This window comes from Devosia sp., from assembly GCF_028290625.1.
Taxonomy (GTDB): Bacteria; Pseudomonadota; Alphaproteobacteria; order Rhizobiales; family Devosiaceae; genus Devosia.
Genome location: NZ_JAQGJM010000030.1, coordinates 69,608 through 85,839, shown reverse-complemented (window position 1 = coordinate 85,839; position 16,232 = coordinate 69,608). Strand labels below are relative to the sequence as shown.

General features: G+C 62.7%; 13 protein-coding genes. 4 read left to right on the top strand and 9 right to left on the bottom strand.

Annotated features, from left to right (window positions below; genetic code table 11):
* The 5 genes from metG to JWR51_RS16590 form a co-directional block, all read right to left on the bottom strand.
* Positions 1-1,551, bottom strand: a complete 1,551-nt coding sequence (metG, locus tag JWR51_RS16610) for a methionine--tRNA ligase (protein ID WP_299749922.1) — start codon at positions 1,549-1,551, stop codon at positions 1-3.
* Complete coding sequence (locus JWR51_RS16605; protein ID WP_299749919.1) at positions 1,551-2,576, bottom strand: AAA family ATPase; 1,026 nt, start codon at positions 2,574-2,576, stop codon at positions 1,551-1,553. Before JWR51_RS16605 ends, metG begins: the two co-directional genes overlap by 1 nt.
* Positions 2,573-3,259, bottom strand: a complete 687-nt coding sequence (gene tmk, locus JWR51_RS16600) for a dTMP kinase (RefSeq protein WP_299749916.1) — start codon at positions 3,257-3,259, stop codon at positions 2,573-2,575. Before tmk ends, JWR51_RS16605 begins: the two co-directional genes overlap by 4 nt.
* A 113-nt stretch (positions 3,260-3,372) precedes the next feature.
* The gene (locus JWR51_RS16595; RefSeq protein WP_299749913.1) at positions 3,373-4,524 is read right to left on the bottom strand and encodes a D-alanyl-D-alanine carboxypeptidase family protein; all 1,152 of its coding nucleotides are present in this window, start codon (positions 4,522-4,524) and stop codon (positions 3,373-3,375) included.
* 59 nt (positions 4,525-4,583) lie between these two features.
* Positions 4,584-5,642, bottom strand: a complete 1,059-nt coding sequence (locus tag JWR51_RS16590; protein WP_299749910.1) for a septal ring lytic transglycosylase RlpA family protein — start codon at positions 5,640-5,642, stop codon at positions 4,584-4,586.
* A gap of 40 nt (positions 5,643-5,682) precedes the next feature.
* On the opposite strand from JWR51_RS16590, the gene JWR51_RS16585 reads away from it, so the two are divergent.
* The 3 genes from JWR51_RS16585 (at position 5,683) to JWR51_RS16575 (ending at position 10,031) form a co-directional block, all read left to right on the top strand.
* A complete protein-coding gene (locus tag JWR51_RS16585; protein ID WP_299749908.1) occupies positions 5,683-5,814 on the top strand; it encodes a hypothetical protein in 132 nt (43 codons plus the stop codon).
* Positions 5,815-5,883: 69 nt separating this feature from the next.
* Complete coding sequence (gene metH / locus JWR51_RS16580) at positions 5,884-9,666, top strand: methionine synthase (RefSeq protein WP_299749905.1); 3,783 nt, start codon at positions 5,884-5,886, stop codon at positions 9,664-9,666.
* A complete protein-coding gene (locus tag JWR51_RS16575) occupies positions 9,666-10,031 on the top strand; it encodes a hypothetical protein (protein WP_299749902.1) in 366 nt (121 codons plus the stop codon). Before metH ends, JWR51_RS16575 begins: the two co-directional genes overlap by 1 nt.
* A 145-nt stretch (positions 10,032-10,176) precedes the next feature.
* On the opposite strand, the gene JWR51_RS16570 is transcribed toward JWR51_RS16575, so the two are convergent.
* On the bottom strand, positions 10,177-10,722 hold the full coding sequence (locus JWR51_RS16570; protein WP_299749899.1) for a DUF1643 domain-containing protein: 546 nt from the start codon (positions 10,720-10,722) through the stop codon (positions 10,177-10,179).
* The gene (gene folD, locus JWR51_RS16565) at positions 10,719-11,621 is read right to left on the bottom strand and encodes a bifunctional methylenetetrahydrofolate dehydrogenase/methenyltetrahydrofolate cyclohydrolase FolD (RefSeq protein ID WP_299749896.1); all 903 of its coding nucleotides are present in this window, start codon (positions 11,619-11,621) and stop codon (positions 10,719-10,721) included. Before folD ends, JWR51_RS16570 begins: the two co-directional genes overlap by 4 nt.
* A 462-nt stretch (positions 11,622-12,083) precedes the next feature.
* Here folD and JWR51_RS16560 point away from each other — a divergent pair, with 462 nt between their 5' ends.
* On the top strand, positions 12,084-13,559 hold the full coding sequence (locus tag JWR51_RS16560; RefSeq protein WP_299749893.1) for an AMP nucleosidase: 1,476 nt from the start codon (positions 12,084-12,086) through the stop codon (positions 13,557-13,559).
* Positions 13,560-13,807: 248 nt separating this feature from the next.
* Here JWR51_RS16560 and eno read toward each other — a convergent pair whose 3' ends face one another.
* Both eno and JWR51_RS16550 read right to left on the bottom strand, forming a co-directional pair.
* Positions 13,808-15,085: a phosphopyruvate hydratase gene (gene eno, locus JWR51_RS16555; RefSeq protein ID WP_299749890.1), complete on the bottom strand. Its 1,278-nt coding sequence runs from the start codon at positions 15,083-15,085 to the stop codon at positions 13,808-13,810.
* Positions 15,086-15,168: 83 nt separating this feature from the next.
* Positions 15,169-16,134, bottom strand: a complete 966-nt coding sequence (locus JWR51_RS16550; protein ID WP_299749887.1) for an NAD(P)-dependent oxidoreductase — start codon at positions 16,132-16,134, stop codon at positions 15,169-15,171.
* Between the last annotated feature and the right edge of the window lie 98 nt (positions 16,135-16,232).

The window sequence follows — 16,232 nt, the reverse complement described above, 5'->3', positions numbered from 1 at the left end:
CTATTCGGCCTTGCGCTCGAGGCGGGCAAACACACCCTGCGGCACCGGAAGTTCGGTGCCCGGACGCAATAGGTTCGGGGTCTGGGCATGGCTGAGCAGGCGCTCGTCGGCCGGCACGGCCAGTTGATCGAGCAGCGCTTCGGCCGACTGGGGTACGAAGGCCAGCATTGGAATGGTGAGGCGTCGCACAGTGTCGGTGGTGGTGTAGAGCACTGTGCCCATGCGGGCCAGATCGGTCTTCTTCAGAGCCCAAGGCTCCTGGGCGGCGAAGTAGTTGTTGGCGGAGCTGAGCGCGGCGATGATGGCGCCGGCGGCTTCGTGGACGAGTTGGCCGTCCATGGCCCTTTGCGCGGCGGCGATGGCCTCATCGACTTCCGCGAGCAGCGCCAGATCGTCGGCCGTCAGCTCGCCCGGCTCGGGCACCTTGCCGTCGAGGTTCTTGTTGATCATCGACAGTGAGCGCTGGGCCAGGTTGCCCAGATTGTTGGCGAGATCGGCGTTTACGCGGTTGACCAGCTTGTCGCGGCTATAGTCGCCGTCCTGGCCGAAGGAGACTTCGCGCAGCAGGAAATAGCGCAACTGATCGACGCCGAACTCCGACGCCAATTCAAAGGGATCCACAACGTTGCCGAGCGATTTGCTCATCTTCTGGCCATCGACGGTCAGGAAGCCGTGGGCGAAGACGCGATGCTGCACGTCGATGCCGGCGCTCATCAAGAAGGCAGGCCAATAGACCGTGTGGAAGCGGATGATGTCCTTGCCGATGACATGCAGGTCGGCCGGCCAGAATTTCTTGAACAGCTCGCTGTCCATATCGGGAAAGCCGACACCGGTAATGTAGTTGGTCAGGGCGTCGACCCAGACATACATGACGTGGCCGGGCGCGTCGGGCACCGGAATACCCCAATCGAAAGTGGTGCGCGAGATCGAGAGATCCTGCAGCCCGCCTTTGACAAAAGAGATGACTTCGTTGCGGCGTTCTTTCGGCGCGATGAAATCCGGATTGGCCTCGTAGAGGTCGAGTAGCTTCTGCTGATAGGCCGAGAGGCGGAAGAAATAGGTGGGTTCTTCCACCCAATTGACTTCGGCGCCGGACGGCGCGAAACGCTTGCCGTTCTTTTCAGTCAGTTCGTCTTCATCGAAATAGGCTTCGTCGCGGACGGAGTACCAGCCTTTGTAGGTGGACTGGAAAATGTCGCCATTGTTGTTGGCGGCCATCTTGTTCCAGATGGTCTGGCTGGCCTCGTGGTGACGCGGTTCGGTGGTGCGGATGAAGTCGTTGTTGGAGATGTTCAGCGTTTCGGCCAGGCGGCGAAACTCGGCGGAGTTCTGGTCCGCCAGCTCGCGCGGCGTGACGCCCTGGGCGGCAGCGGTTTGCACCATCTTGATGCCGTGCTCGTCGGTCCCGGTGAGGAAATAGACGTCGCGCCCTTCCAGCCGCTTGAAGCGGGCGATGGCGTCGGTGGCGATCATCTCATAGGCGTGGCCGATATGGGGGGCGCCGTTCGGATAGGAAATCGCGGTCGTGACGTAAAAGGGTTTGGCGGTCATCAGGGCTCGATGGAAACTGGTGTGGTGGTCTCGATATGCTTGCGGATCGCGTCGAAAATAGCGACGAGCGTCTGCTTCATATCCAGGTTGATGCTGTCGGCCTCGGCAAGCAGGGCCTGTGCCTTGTCCCATAGCGCATTGGCCGAGGCAAGGCGATAGCGGCCACCGGGCTGGATGGCAGCATTGCGGGCCTCGGTCGCCAGCCAATCGGTCAGCATTTCGCGCGCGAAGGACAGTTCGGTGCTTTGGGTATTGGCGCCCAGCGCCTCGGCCAGTTGAATATGGACGGCGGCTGGGTGGCGATTGGGGGCGGTGAACCAGGCCTGGAGGGCGCCCAGAGCGCTACCATCCTCGAGTGTCAGCGTTTCGAACGCGCGGCGGGGGCGGCCGCCAGCAAGGGACACTGCGCGGTCGAACTGGTCGGATGGCAGGTCCGGACGCTGGTCGGCCAGCACGGCTCGGACATCGGCATCGGCCAATGGGCGGAGCGCAAGGCTGTGGCAGCGGGACTTGATGGTCGGCAGCAACTGGCCGGGACGATGGGAAACTAGGAAGAACGTCGTATCGGCCGGCGGCTCTTCAAGGGTTTTCAGCAGCGCATTGGCGGCGGACGGATTGCAATCGTCGATACTGTCGATGATGGCGATGCGGTGGCCGGCACGGCCGCGCGTCTGGTGCAGGTCTTCGCGCAGGTTGCGCACGTCCTCGACGCGGATCACGGTGTAGTAGCCCTTGGCGTCCTTGGGCCGGCGGCGCAGCAGGGCCAGGTTTGGGTGGGAGAGCGCCGCGACCTGTTGATCGACGCGGTTTGCATCTTCGTCGCCGGTGGCGGTGAAAATCAGGCGGGTGAGATTGAACGCCAGCGTTGCCTTGCCGATGCCCTGAGGGCCATGCAGTAGAATGGCACCGGGCAGGCGATGATTGTTCAGGCGTTCGAGAATGGTGGCCTTGGCGGCGGCGTGGCCCCAAAGCGTGCGGTGCTGCTCCGGCGCAGCCACATCCTCCAGGCCATCGGGATCGGTCACGCGCGCGCCCTGCCCGTCACTTCGGGGAATTTGTCGCTGACCACGGCCCAGATCGCCGCTTCCAGCGCATCCTCGCCCTGATCGGCGGAGATGACGACGCAGCGGTTCGGATTGGCCTTGGCGATGGACAGGAAGCTGTCGCGCAGGCGCTTGTGCCACTCTATGTCTTCCTTTTCGAAGCGGTCGCCTGTGAGGGCGAGGCCATCTTCGATGGCGCGCTGGGCAACGCGGCGGAAGGCAATCTCAGGGTCCATGTCGAGCACGATGGTCAGGTCCGGTGCATGCCCATCCAAAGCCAGGGCTTCGAGCGCTGCGATCAACTTGTCATCGACGCCGCCGGTGAGGCCCTGATAGGCGCGGGTGGAATCGTGGAAACGGTCGGAGATGACCCATTTGCCCGCGGCCAGATTGGGCGCGATCAGCTCATTGACGTGGTTAAGGCGGGCAGCGGCGAACAGCACCGCTTCGCCGCCAGCGCCCCAGCTTTCCGAACGGCCTTGCAGGATGAACGAGCGCACGGCCTCTGCCTTAGGCGTGCCGCCTGGCTCGCGGGTGCGTACGGCTTGGATCGAGGTTTCGGCAAGGCTCGCCAACAGGCGCTTGACCTGGGTGGATTTGCCGACGCCCTCGCCACCTTCGAAGGTGATGAAGCGAGCGCGGCTGGCCTGGGAAGCGTCGAGCATCGGTAATGTCGTTCCCTGTTCGAACCTTATGGGACCAGGTCCCATAAGGTTCTCATCCTTAGTGGTCGCATCGTTTTAGTGGAAAACCGGTTCCCACTTTTCCACACGATGCTCTAAAGCCAGCCCAGCGCCAACTGCTTGAGCGCATCGCTCGCCTTGCGCACGATATCGCCCTCTTCCACCGTGTCGGCGGCGAATAGCGGCGCGGTCTGCACCAGTTTGTCATCGCAGAAGACGCGCAGTTCCGCAATCTTGGCGCCCTGCTCGACCGGCGGCATCAGGGGGCCGGTATAGACGATGCTAGCTTGTAGGCACTTGCGCGAGCCGCGCGGCAGGTAGAGCGCCACCTCACCCTCACCGACGAGACCGACGCTGCCGCTGGTGCCGCCATAGACGTTGGCGTAGCCGATGATGTGGCCTTCGGGGAATGCCGAAACCCGTTCGAAGGCGCGGGCACCCCAGGTGATCAGCTTGCGGCCTTCCTCGGTGCGCTCGGCCATGGATTTCATGCCGTGCAGTACGGCGATCAGGCGGCGGCCGCCTTCAGCGGTGGAGATGACCGAGCCGTAGCCGGCGGCCTCGGTGTGGCCGGTCTTGAGGCCGTCGACGCCAATGCCCAGCTCGACCAGCGCGTTGCGGTTGGGCTGCTTGATGCCGTTCCACTCCATCTCGGGCTCGGAGAAGTAGTGATAATATTCGGGGAATTCGCGGATCAGGTAGCGGGCGACTTCGGCCAAGTCGCGGGCGGTCATATATTGGTCGGGATCCGGCAAGCCGGTCGGATTGACGAAATGGGAATCTTCCAGCCCGATCGTGCCGGCCAGCTCGTTCTCCATCGCCGCGAAGCTGAGTTCGGAGCCAGCAATGCCTTCGGCCAGCACGATGGCCGCGTCGTTACCCGATTGGATGACCACCGAGCGGATCAGGTCTTCGACTTTGATCTTGGAATTGAGTTCGGCGAACATGGTGGAGCCGCCCGAGGAGGCACCGCCAGTACGCCAGGCATTTTCCGACACGAAGAATTCGTCGGTGAGCTTGACCCGGCCGGAACGGACTTCGTTGAACACCACCGCAATGGTCATGAGCTTGGCCATGCTGGCCGGCTCCATGGCGGTATCGGCGTCCTTCTGGAAGATGATGGTGCCGGACTGCTCGTCCATCAGGATGGCGTATTTGGCCTTGGTATCAAAGGCCGCCGCGGCCTGGGCGAAGGCGGGCGTCGTGAGGGTCAGGATCGCAAAGGCAAGCCACAGAAGCCGTTTCACGATCGTCCTCAATTCCACCAGGTCTTGCAGCCGTGGCGGCTTATGCCGCCCGATACACACTAATAGACGGTAATGTCCTCGAGGCCAAGTTCGCGAGCCAGGTCCAGGGCGTCAGTTCGGGCCACGCCGGGCTTCAAATGCGTGAGAGTGAGCCGGGTCGCCGGGCGGCCATTGACGGTGACCTGGTCCTCATCGACAGCCCCGAGGAAAGCGAAGCGTTCCGACAGTTCGATGGCCTTGTCCTGGTTGGAGAAGACGCCAAGGCCGAGCTTGATGTCGCGGGCGTCGAGATCGGTCGACTCCACCCAATCCTGCAGCGCCGGCGAGCGTGTGGCCATTGCATCGACAGCCGCATGGGCGGTTTCGATGGCGGCATCCTGCTGCTCGGGCGTGGTATCGGCGTAGGAGAACAGGCTGCCGAAGAAATTTCCGGCCATGTCGACCATGCTATTGGTGCCGTCATTGCTGGCATAGCGCGTGTTGCCGCCGCTGCCGCGGCCGAAATCGGATGGGCCATCATAGCTGGCCATCAACATGCGGGTGTCGTCGCCTTCGAGCGGCGCGCGGCCGACATATTGAACGGCGATCTGGGCGTGGCCATCGTTCACATAGCCCAGCATTTCGGCGGCGCGATGCGACAGGTCCATGATGCGGCCGGGCATATAGGGGCCACGATCATTGACGCGGACGATCAACGAGCGGCCGTTTTCCCGATTGGTAACGCGAACATAAGATGGCAGCGGCAGGACCGGCGAAGCGCCGGTGATGGCATTGGCCGAGAAGATTTCGCCATTGGCGGTGCGGCGGCCATGGAAGTCAGAACCGTACCACGAGGCTTCGCCGACCGCCTGGTAATTGGGATCTTCGGTAGGCGTATAGACCCTGCCGCGCACCGTATAGGGCTTGCCGACCTGATAGCGGCCGCCGCCCTTGGGCGGATTTGGATTGTTGGTGACCCGGGGCGACACCCCTACCCCGTATTCCGCCGAGGAAAAGGCGCCGCGCTTGACGGTGGCTCCAAGGCCGCCGCCACCGCAGGCAGCCAGTATCGGCGCAAGCAAGGTGGTAAGGGCGACAAGGCGAGTGGCATTACGCCAGGGGGATGTCGGTGTACTCAACGTCATACGCTCTTTACTATTGTAGCCTGGACATTACCCCATGCTCGCCATCCCCGCGCGTATGGAACGGATTTTGGGTTTCGGTTCGGTTAAGGCGAGCGAAGCGTTAAACGATTTGGTGGCAATTGTGTCGAAGCCAAAGGACGAGCCGTCACTGGCTTTTGGCGCTTGAATGATATAAAGATATCTTTATATGAGTGCTTCGACTGGCTGTATTGAACGATCAGATAGGACGACGATGATGAGCTCAAATTCAACTTCATCAACTCCCCCTGCCCTCCGCGATGGCGCCGAAATTCTGGCGGCGCTGACGGCGGCGGCGCGCGAGCGCATCCTGATCCTCGATGGTGCAATGGGCACCATGATCCAGCGGCTCGGCTATACCGAGGACAATTTCCGTGGCGACCGGTTCAAGGATTGGCAGAAACCGCTGCAGGGCAATAATGACCTGCTGATCCTGACCGAGCCCAAGGCGCTGGAAGACATCCACTATGCCTATGCCAAGGCCGGGGCGGATATCGTGGAGACCAATACCTTCTCCGGCACCAGCATTGCCCAAGCCGACTACGGCATGGAGGCGATTGTCTATGAGCTGAATTTCGAGGGCGCGCGGATCGTGCGTCGGGCACTGGACCGGGCCACGGCCGAGGATGGCGTGCGCCGGTTCGTGGCCGGGGCGCTGGGGCCGACCAATCGGACGGCCTCGATTTCGCCCGACGTGAACAATCCGGGGTTCCGGGCGGTCAGCTTTGACGAGCTGCGGGTGGCCTATAGCGAGCAGGTGCGCGGGCTGATCGATGGCGGCGCGGACATCATCCTGATCGAGACCATCTTCGATACGCTTAACGCCAAGGCGGCGGTGTTCGCCACCGAGGAAGTGTTTGCCGAAAAAGGCATCAAGCTGCCGATGATGATTTCGGGCACGATCACCGATCTGTCCGGGCGCACGCTGTCCGGGCAGACGCCGACGGCGTTCTGGTATTCGCTGCGCCATGCCAGCCCGTTCACTATAGGGCTCAACTGCGCCTTGGGCGCTGATCTGCTGCGTGGGCACATCGCCGAAATTTCTGCCATCGCCGACACGTTCGTTTGTGCCTATCCTAATGCCGGCCTGCCCAACGAATTCGGCGGTTATGACGAGACGCCGGAGATCATGGCCGAGCAACTCGGGCGCTTCGCCGAAGAGGGGCTGATCAATATCGTTGGCGGCTGCTGCGGGTCGACGCCGGACCATATCGCCGCCATCGCCGCGGCCGTGCGTCCGCATCCGCCGCGCAAAGTGCCTGAGATCGCGCCGCAAATGCGCCTATCGGGGCTGGAGCCGTTCACGCTGACCAAGGATATTCCCTTCGTCAACGTCGGCGAGCGCACCAATGTCACCGGCTCGGCCCGGTTCCGCAAGCTGATCACGGCCGGCGACTATACGGCTGCGCTGGCTGTGGCCCGCGATCAGGTCGAGAACGGCGCGCAGATCATCGATATCAACATGGATGAGGGCCTGATCGACTCCAAGGCGGTGATGGTCGAGTTCCTCAACCTGATCGCCGCCGAGCCCGATATCGCTCGCGTGCCGATCATGATCGATAGCTCCAAATGGGAGGTGATCGAGGCTGGCCTGAAGTGCGTGCAAGGCAAGGCGCTGGTCAATTCGATCTCGATGAAGGAAGGCGAGGAAGCGTTCCTGCATCATGCCCGCCTGGTGCGCGCCTATGGCGCCGCCGTGGTGGTGATGGCGTTCGACGAGCAGGGCCAGGCCGATACGCTTGAGCGCAAGGTCGAGATCTGCACGCGGGCCTACAAGCTTCTGACTGAGGAAGTCGGTTTCCCGCCGGAAGATATCGTGTTCGATCCTAACGTGTTCGCCATCGCGACCGGCATCGAGGAGCACAACAATTACGGCGTCGATTTCATCGAAGCCACCAGGATCATCACCGACACCCTGCCCCATGTGCATATTTCGGGCGGTATCTCGAACCTGAGTTTCTCGTTCCGCGGCAACGAGCCAGTGCGCGAAGCCATGCATGCTGTGTTTTTGTACTATGCCATCCAGAACGGCATGGACATGGGCATCGTCAATGCCGGGCAATTGGCGGTCTATGAGTCGATCGACAAAGAGCTGCGCGACGCCTGCGAGGACGTGATCCTCAACCGCCGCCCCGACGGCACCGACCGGCTTCTTGAAATCGCCGAAAAGTATCGCGGCGCCAGCGGCAAGGAAGCGGCGGCCAAGGATTTGCGCTGGCGCGATAAATCGGTCGAGGAGCGGATCGGCTATGCCATGGTCAATGGCATTACCGAATTCATCGATGCTGATACCGAGGAAGCCCGCCAGGCGGCCGCGCGACCGCTGCATGTCATCGAGGGCCCGCTCATGGCCGGCATGAGCATTGTCGGCGACCTGTTCGGCTCGGGCAAGATGTTCCTGCCGCAGGTGGTCAAATCCGCCCGGGTGATGAAGCAGGCCGTGGCGCTGCTGCTGCCCTATATGGAGGCCGAGAAGCTGGCCAACGGCGGCAGCAATGCCGGCGATCGCCAGAGCGCGGGCAAGATTCTGATGGCGACGGTGAAGGGCGATGTCCATGACATCGGCAAGAACATCGTCGGCGTCGTGCTGGCCTGCAACAATTACGAGATCATCGATCTCGGCGTGATGGTGCCGGTCGCCAAGATACTGCAGACGGCGCGGGAGCAGAATGTCGACATTATCGGGCTCTCGGGCCTGATCACGCCGTCGCTGGACGAGATGGCCCATGTGGCCGGCGAGATGGAGCGCGAGGGGTTCAACATCCCGCTGCTGATCGGCGGGGCTACGACCAGTCGCGTCCACACCGCGGTCAAAATCCATCCGCGCTACCATGCCGGGCAGACGGTTTACGTGAACGACGCCAGCCGCGCGGTTGGCGTGGTGTCGAACCTGTTGTCGCCCGACACCAAGGTTGCATTCATCGAGAATGTGCGCGCCGAGTATGCCAAGGCGGCGGCGGCGCATGAGCGGGCCGAGAACGACAAGCAGCGACTGCCGCTGATCAAGGCGCGCGCTAATGCCTTCAAGCCGGAATGGGCCGGCTACACACCGCCGGTGCCCAGCTTCCTCGGAACGCGGACGTTCACCGACGCCGATTTCAGCCTCGAAGAGCTGGCGAAATATATCGACTGGACGCCGTTCTTCCAGACCTGGGAGCTCAAGGGTCGCTATCCGGCGATCCTGCAAGATGAGAAGCAGGGCGAGGCCGCGCGGCAATTGTTTGCCGACGCACAGGCCATGCTCAAGCTGGTGATCGACGAAAAATGGTTCCAGCCGCGCGGCGTGGTCGGTTTCTGGCCCGCCAATGCCGTGGGCGACGACATCCGCCTGTTCACCGACGAGAGCCGCAAGGAAGAATTGGCGACGCTGTTCACACTGCGCCAGCAACTCAGCCGGCGCGATGGCAAGCCGAATATCGCACTGTCTGATTTCATCGCGCCAGTCGATAGCGGCAAACCCGACTATGTCGGCGGGTTCGTGGTCACGGCTGGCATCGAGGAAGTGGCGATCGCCGAAAAATTCGAGCAGAAGAACGACGATTATTCGTCGATCCTGGTCAAGGCTTTGGCCGACCGGTTTGCCGAAGCCTTCGCCGAGAAAATGCACGAAAAGGTGCGTCGCGAGTTCTGGGGTTACGCGCCTGACGAGACGTTCAAACCCGACGAACTGATCGGCGAAAGCTATCGCGGTATCCGCCCTGCCCCGGGCTATCCGGCGCAGCCGGACCACACCGAGAAGACCACGCTGTTCAAGCTGCTGGACGCCGAGAAGCAGGCTGGCGTGACGCTGACCGAAAGCTTTGCCATGTGGCCGGGCTCGTCGGTATCGGGCATCTACCTGGCGCATCCCGAGAGCTACTATTTTGGTGTCGCCAAGGTGGAGCACGACCAGGTGCTTGATTATGCCGAACGCAAGGGTATGGGCGTGGCTGAGGTCGAACGGTGGCTGGGCCCGATCCTGAACTACATCCCCGGCCCAGCAGTAGCGGCGGCCGAGTGATGGGCGCCGCGGTTCAGATCAGGGCGGACCAGATCCCGGTAACGCTGGTGACCACTGCCGGGCGGCTGCTGCCGCTCGACAGCGGTACAGCGCTGGTGCGGCTGACGGCTAACACTGGGCATGGCCATGCGGATGGGTTTCAGTGCGTGGCGTGCGCCGGGCGCGGCGATGTGCGGGCGATACTGTTCGACCTGCTGGAGGAGGTGCGGCTGGGGATGCGGCCGGTTTTCACCAGCGTTGTGGTGGATGCTTCGGCAGTGGTTGAGCCCAGCAAGGTCGTTGATGCGCTGACGGGGAAGTTGCAGGCGACGGCGCTACGCGATCATACGGTGGCACGGCGGTTTTATTTGGCTGGGACGGCGTAAGGACCCCTCACCCTGCTTGCTCCGCTGAACGCGTCGCAACCTGTCCCTCTCCCGCAAGGGGCGAGGGTTGACGAGTGAGAACTCTCGTCTCTTTCCCCCTTCTCCCCTTGCGGGAGAAGGTGCCCGGAGGGCGGATGAGGGGTTTCTACCCCTCGTACTTCACCAGTTTCGTATCCAGCCGCAAATACAGCGGGTGCTTCGGGCTCCCATCGGCGTTGGTGCCGAAGCACATGATCTTGATGTCATGCGCCCGCAATGCCGCCACGATCTCCCGCGCCGGCTCCACCAACACCCGGTTGAGCTTGCCATGGCACAAAACCACCAAGCTCGCCCCCCTGGCCGCTTCCAACAGCGACGGCAAATTAGCCGGCGATGACGCCACCACGCCCGGCGCCAGCAGCGCCTTCGGATCGGTGGCGCGATAATCCCCAACATTGCCCTTGGCCATGCCAAAGAACCCCTCGCGCAGGCTGAAATTCCATTCGCGAGCGCAGGTCGGATCGTTGACCATGGCGTCGGCCGTGCTGGGGTTCATGCCGATGAACAGGCTGTAGCGATCCGGAAAGCGATCCCCGGTCCAGCGCCGCATGATCTGGCGGTGCTGGTGGTCGCTAAAGATGGCGTCGCCATGGACGCCTGGGGGCAGCGCAAGGCGGACCTTGCCGCCCGGATCGTGGTCGTCGCCGATCATGCCGTCAGATCGCTCGGCGGTACCAGGCCGTTGATCAGCGAGGCGGTGGTAATGGTATTGGCCAAAAGGCACGCAATGGTCATAGGACCGACACCGCCGGGCACGGGGGTGATGGCGCCGGCGACTTCGGCAGCGGCGGCATAGTCGACGTCGCCGACCAGGCGGGTCTTGCCCTCCCCGCGCTCGGGGGCATCGATGCGGTTGATACCGACATCGATGACGGTGGCGCCGGGCTTGATCCAGTCGCCCTGGATCATTTTTGGCCGGCCAACGGCAGCAACGACGATATCGGCCCGCCGAACGACCTCGGCGAGGTTCTTGGTGCGCGAGTGGGCCATGGTGACGGTACAGCTATCGGCCAGTAGCAACTGCGCCATCGGCTTGCCGACGAGGTTGGAGCGGCCGATGATGACCGCATCGAGCCCCGAGAGCGAGCCGAGCTGGTCACGCAGCAGCATCAGGCAGCCCAAGGGCGTGCAGGACACCGGCCCCGGCAGCCCGATGACCAGCTTGCCTACGCTGGCGGGCGTGAAGCAGTCCACATCCTTGTCGGGGGAAATGGTCTGGATGATCTTGAGCGAATCGATGTGCTTGGGCACCGGCAGCTGCACCAGGATGCCGTGAATGGCGGGGTCGGCATTGAGCTTTTCGACCAGCGCCAGCACCTCAGCTTCGCTGACGGTTTCGGGCAATTCATATTTCTCGGAATGCATGCCGACTTCGACGGTCTGCTTGGCCTTTTGGGCGACATAGACCTGGCTGCCCGGATCGTGGCCGACGATGACCACGGCCAGGCCCGGCGTGATGCCGTGCTCGGATTTCAGTCGCGCGACATGGCCGGCAATGCGACCTCGGAGGCCTTCGGCAAACAGTTTTCCGTCAATGATCTTGGCTGCCATGCTGCACTCCATGGAATGTCCGCGGCGCCGAAACCGGCGGGGCGAGCTGCTTGCGGGGAATGGGTTTCCCTTACGGAAATCGCGGCTCTGCGTCTACGCCCCAGGCGCAGAACGTATGGCTAACCGACATGACGGGAACAAGAAAAAGGGCTGCAACGGTATTGCTACCATTACAGCCCTGGGGGAAATCCACCCACCGCACTGTTGAGGGCTTGGGGGACAAGCGGCAGATTGGAAGTCCCTAGTTCGCGGGGCGCATGGGTCGCTTGCGTGTCCCTTGAACTGCTATCAAGATGGTACACAATTGCGGCAGGAAAAGTGGCATTCACTCAAGTGTGAAAAGCGCCAGACCGCCGGGCCGCGATTGCCGCCACGCCGATAAACTGTCATGGCATGGGGTTATCGCAATCTATCGTCCGCCAGACGGGGGGCTCAATCCGGGGCCCGCAAACGAGAACAAGAATGACAACGATCAGCCCGCCGCGCCTTGAGAAGCAATCTTTCACCGATCCTGAAAAAGCCTGGGCCTATCTCGCCGAAATCTACCACCGCAATACCGGTTTCATCCGCGGCCATCTGAACGCGCTGGCCCAGGGTATCGTGCCCGAGGGCAAGGTGCGCGCCTGCTATCCGCAGATCGAAGTGCGCTCGACCAGCTACGGCAAAAGCTCATCCACCCTGCCCTACGGCTACCTGCATACGCCGGGGCTTTACCGCACCACGGTGACGGCGCCCGACCTGTTCCGTACCTATTTCCAGGAGCAGTTCACCGTCATCCTGAAGAACCATGGCGGCACGATCGATATCGGGGAATCCGACACGCCGATCCCGCTGCATTTCGCGGTGGCGGCAAATGACCGGGTCGATGGCGAGGCGCTCAACGCGCTCAACATTCCACTGCGCGACGTGTTCGACGCGCCCGATCTCGGCAATACCGACGACGAGATCGCCAATGGCACCTTCGTGCCGCCCAAGGGCGGACCCTACCCGCTGGCCGCGTTCACGGCGCCGCGGGTTGATTATTCGCTGTACCGGCTCAGCCACTACACCGGCACCGACGCAAATCACTTCCAGAATTTCGTGATTTTCACCAATTACGGCTTCTATATCGATGAGTTCTGCCGGGTCGCCAAGGAGCATATGGCGACCGGGCACGAGCATTATACCAGCTTCATCGAGCCCGGGAATGTGATCACCACCAATGAGCGGCTGGGTGGCGGCACGGTCGGCAAGCCGACGCCGCGCGTGCCGCAGATGCCGGCCTATCACCTGACGGCGGATCGTGGCCGCGGCATCACCATGGTCAATATCGGCGTCGGTCCGTCCAATGCCAAGACCATCACCGACCACATCGCCGTGCTGCGCCCGCATGCCTGGATCATGCTGGGGCATTGTGCCGGCCTGCGCAATTCGCAGGAGCTGGGCGATTACGTGCTGGCCCACGCCTATGTGCGCGAGGATCATGTTCTAGACGCCGACCTGCCGCTGTCGGTGCCGATCCCGGCGCTGGCCGAAGTGCAGGTGGCGCTGGAGCAGGCGGTGGAGGAGATCACCCAGCTCGAAGGGCTCGAGACCAAGCGCATCATGCGGACGGGGACCGTGGCGACGTTCGACAACCGCAATTGGGAGCTGCGCGACCAGGCCGAGATCACCCAGCGCCTGAGCCAATCGCGTGCTGTTGCCCTCGACATGGAAAGCGCGACCATCGCGGCCAACGGATTCCGGTTCCGGGTGCCCTACGGGACGCTGCTGTGCGTGTCGGACAAGCCGCTGCATGGGGAGCTGAAACTGCCGGGCATGGCATCGGATTTTTATCGGACCCAGGTCAACCGGCACTTGCTGATCGGGCTGCGGGCGATGGAGATCTTGCGGGACCAACCGGCGGAACGGTTGCATTCGCGGAAGCTGCGGAGCTTTGCGGAGACGGCGTTCCAGTAGGGGCGCGGCGTTATCAGTTGTCACCCTTCTCCCCTTGCGGGAGAAGGTGCCCGAAGGGCGGATGAGGGGTTCTTCGGCATCGATTGGCGATGCGGTCTCGGACAGCAGTACCCCTCACCCTGACCTTCCGCTGAACGCGTCAGGTCTGTCCCTCTCCCGCAAGGGGCGAGGGGGAGTACTGGAGGATTTGTGCCTAATAAAAAGGCCCGGCATCGCTGCCGGGCCTTTTCTATTGGACGATGATTGGCTTAGCGGCCCTTGACCACCGAATAGCCGGCATACTTGGCCGAGGAGCCGATCTGCTCTTCGATGCGGATGAGCTGGTTGTACTTGGCCAGGCGATCCGAGCGCGACAGCGAGCCGGTTTTGATCTGGCCGCAGTTCAGCGCCACGGCGAGGTCGGCGATGGTGGAGTCTTCGGTTTCGCCCGAGCGGTGCGACATCACCGAGGTGTAGCCGGCGCGGTGGGCGGTATCGACCGCGTTCAAGGTTTCGCTGAGCGTGCCGATCTGGTTGACCTTGACCAGGATGGAGTTGGCGACGCCCATCTTGATGCCGGAGACGAGGCGCTCGGTATTGGTGACGAACAGATCGTCGCCCACAAGCTGAACCTTCTTGCCGATGGCGTCGGTCAGGGCCTTCCAGCCTTCCCAATCGTCTTCGGCCATGCCGTCTTCGATGGAGACGATCGGAAAGCGCGCTGCGAGATCGGCGAGGAAGGCCACGTTCTCGTCCGAAGACAGGCTCTTGCCTTCGCCGTCCATGGCGTATTTGCCGCCCTTGTAATATTCGGTGGCGGCGCAATCGAGGCCGAGGAACACGTCCTCGCCCGGGCGGTAGCCGGCCTTTTCGATCGACTTCATGATGAAGCCGAGGGCCTCTTCGGCCGATTTCAGGTTGGGCGCGAAGCCGCCTTCGTCGCCGACGGCGGTGTTGTGGCCTTCGGCCGACAGACCCTTCTTGAGGGTGTGGAAGATTTCCGAGCCGATGCGGACGGCGTCGGCCAGGGTTTCTGCGCCGGCAGGCAGGATCATGAATTCCTGCATGTCGATCGGGTTGTCCGCGTGCTGGCCGCCATTGATGATGTTCATCATCGGCACCGGCAGCACATGGGCATTGGGGCCGCCGATATAGCGGTAGAACGGCAGTTCGCTCGATTCGGCGGCGGCCTTGGCCACGGCCAGCGAGACGCCGAGGATGGCATTGGCGCCGAGGCGCGACTTGTTGGGCGTGCCGTCGAGTTCGATCATGGCCTGGTCGACGCCGAGCTGGTCGAGGCCGTCGAGGCCCTGAATCTCCTCGAAGATCACCGAGTTGACGTTTTCGACGGCTTGGGTCACGCCCTTGCCGAGCCAGGCCTTGCCGCCGTCGCGCAATTCGACGGCTTCATGGGCGCCGGTCGAGGCGCCCGAGGGCACGGCGGCGCGGCCGAAGCTGCCGTCATCGAGGACCACATCGACTTCGACCGTGGGGTTGCCGCGGCTGTCGTAAATCTGGCGGCCCTGGACGTGGATGATCGAAGACATGGAAAGCCCTTTCCTGGCTGGGTTTGCGCAGTGTTGGCCCTGTCTAGACGCGGCGTGTGACGAATCAAAGAGGGTGCGCCAAATTATTTGGCGGGAGCGCTCACCTGCCCGTCCTTGATCAGCCAGCTCACGGCCTCTTCCACTGCCTGCAGAGAGGTATAGCGTGGCGCGTAGCCGAGCAGGCGCTGGGCCTTGGCGATGGAGCAATTGGGGCTGCGGGCGACGTGTTCCCAGGTGGCCTTGGCTTCGTCGGCGCTCTGCGTTGCGGCCCATGCCTCGTAGCCCTGGAAGCTGAGCTTGGGTTCGTGGCCGAACCAGCGGAACATGTGTTCAGCATAACCGCGCAGGGTCAGCGCGCCGGAGGAGACAGCGTGGAAGCTTTCGCCGATCGAGCCGCTCCAGTTGGCGATGGCGTTCATGAACATGACCGCGACGTCGTCGGCATGGACATGGTGGACGGTTTCGAGGCCGAAATTCGGTAGCGCCAGGGTTTCGCCGCGGGCGATGGTTGAGAATACCGCGGGGTTGAAATGGCCGGCCGGATTGAGCGGCGACCAGCCGGGGCCGACGATATGGCCGGGATGGATCAGGGTGGCGGGGAAATTGTCGCGGCGGCCGCGCTCGAGCAGATAGGTTTCGATGGCCGCCTTTTGCACGCCGTAGTCGCCGAAAGGATATTTGGGCGTTTCTTCCAGCGTCGGGACGACGGTCGAGAAGCCGTGGGTCCAGATGGTCCCGGTATGGAGGAAATGGCTGACCTTGCCGTCGAGGGCCTCGACCAGATGCTGGGCGCTGGCGAGCGTGAAACAGATCATGTCGATGACGATATCGGCGTTGAGCGCGGCAATGGCCGGGCCGAAACTGCCGTCGGCTTCCATGGCGGTGCGGTCGATCACGCGCTGCTCGACGCGGGACCAGGCGTGGTGCGGCGAATAGGGTTGGGCCCTGCCCCGGCTGATGGCGACGACGTCGTGGCCGGCCTCGACCAGGCGCGGCACCAGATAGGTGCCGACATGTCCCATTGCTCCGATGACGACGACTTTAGCCATGATGTCCGTTCCGCATTATCGACAATGCGGGGTGTGTAGACCTTCGTTGCGACGGAGAAAAGGCATTGGCGCTGGTTAAATTATTTCTCTGGCGCTGT

Bases quoted from the DNA above. Each gene is read 5' to 3' on its own strand.
- JWR51_RS16585 (WP_299749908.1), top strand. From the start codon at position 5,683: ATGCTCGCCATCCCCGCGCGTATGGAACGGATTTTGGGTTTCGGTTCG.
- JWR51_RS16560 (WP_299749893.1), top strand. From the start codon at position 12,084: ATGACAACGATCAGCCCGCCGCGCCTTGAGAAGCAATCTTTCACCGAT.
- metH (WP_299749905.1), top strand. From the start codon at position 5,884: ATGAGCTCAAATTCAACTTCATCAACTCCCCCTGCCCTCCGCGATGGC.
- folD (WP_299749896.1), bottom strand. From the start codon at position 11,621: ATGGCAGCCAAGATCATTGACGGAAAACTGTTTGCCGAAGGCCTCCGA.
- JWR51_RS16550 (WP_299749887.1), bottom strand. From the start codon at position 16,134: ATGGCTAAAGTCGTCGTCATCGGAGCAATGGGACATGTCGGCACCTAT.
- JWR51_RS16570 (WP_299749899.1), bottom strand. From the start codon at position 10,722: ATGATCGGCGACGACCACGATCCGGGCGGCAAGGTCCGCCTTGCGCTG.
- eno (WP_299749890.1), bottom strand. From the start codon at position 15,085: ATGTCTTCGATCATCCACGTCCAGGGCCGCCAGATTTACGACAGCCGC.
- tmk (WP_299749916.1), bottom strand. From the start codon at position 3,259: ATGCTCGACGCTTCCCAGGCCAGCCGCGCTCGCTTCATCACCTTCGAA.
- JWR51_RS16575 (WP_299749902.1), top strand. From the start codon at position 9,666: ATGGGCGCCGCGGTTCAGATCAGGGCGGACCAGATCCCGGTAACGCTG.
- metG (WP_299749922.1), bottom strand. From the start codon at position 1,551: ATGACCGCCAAACCCTTTTACGTCACGACCGCGATTTCCTATCCGAAC.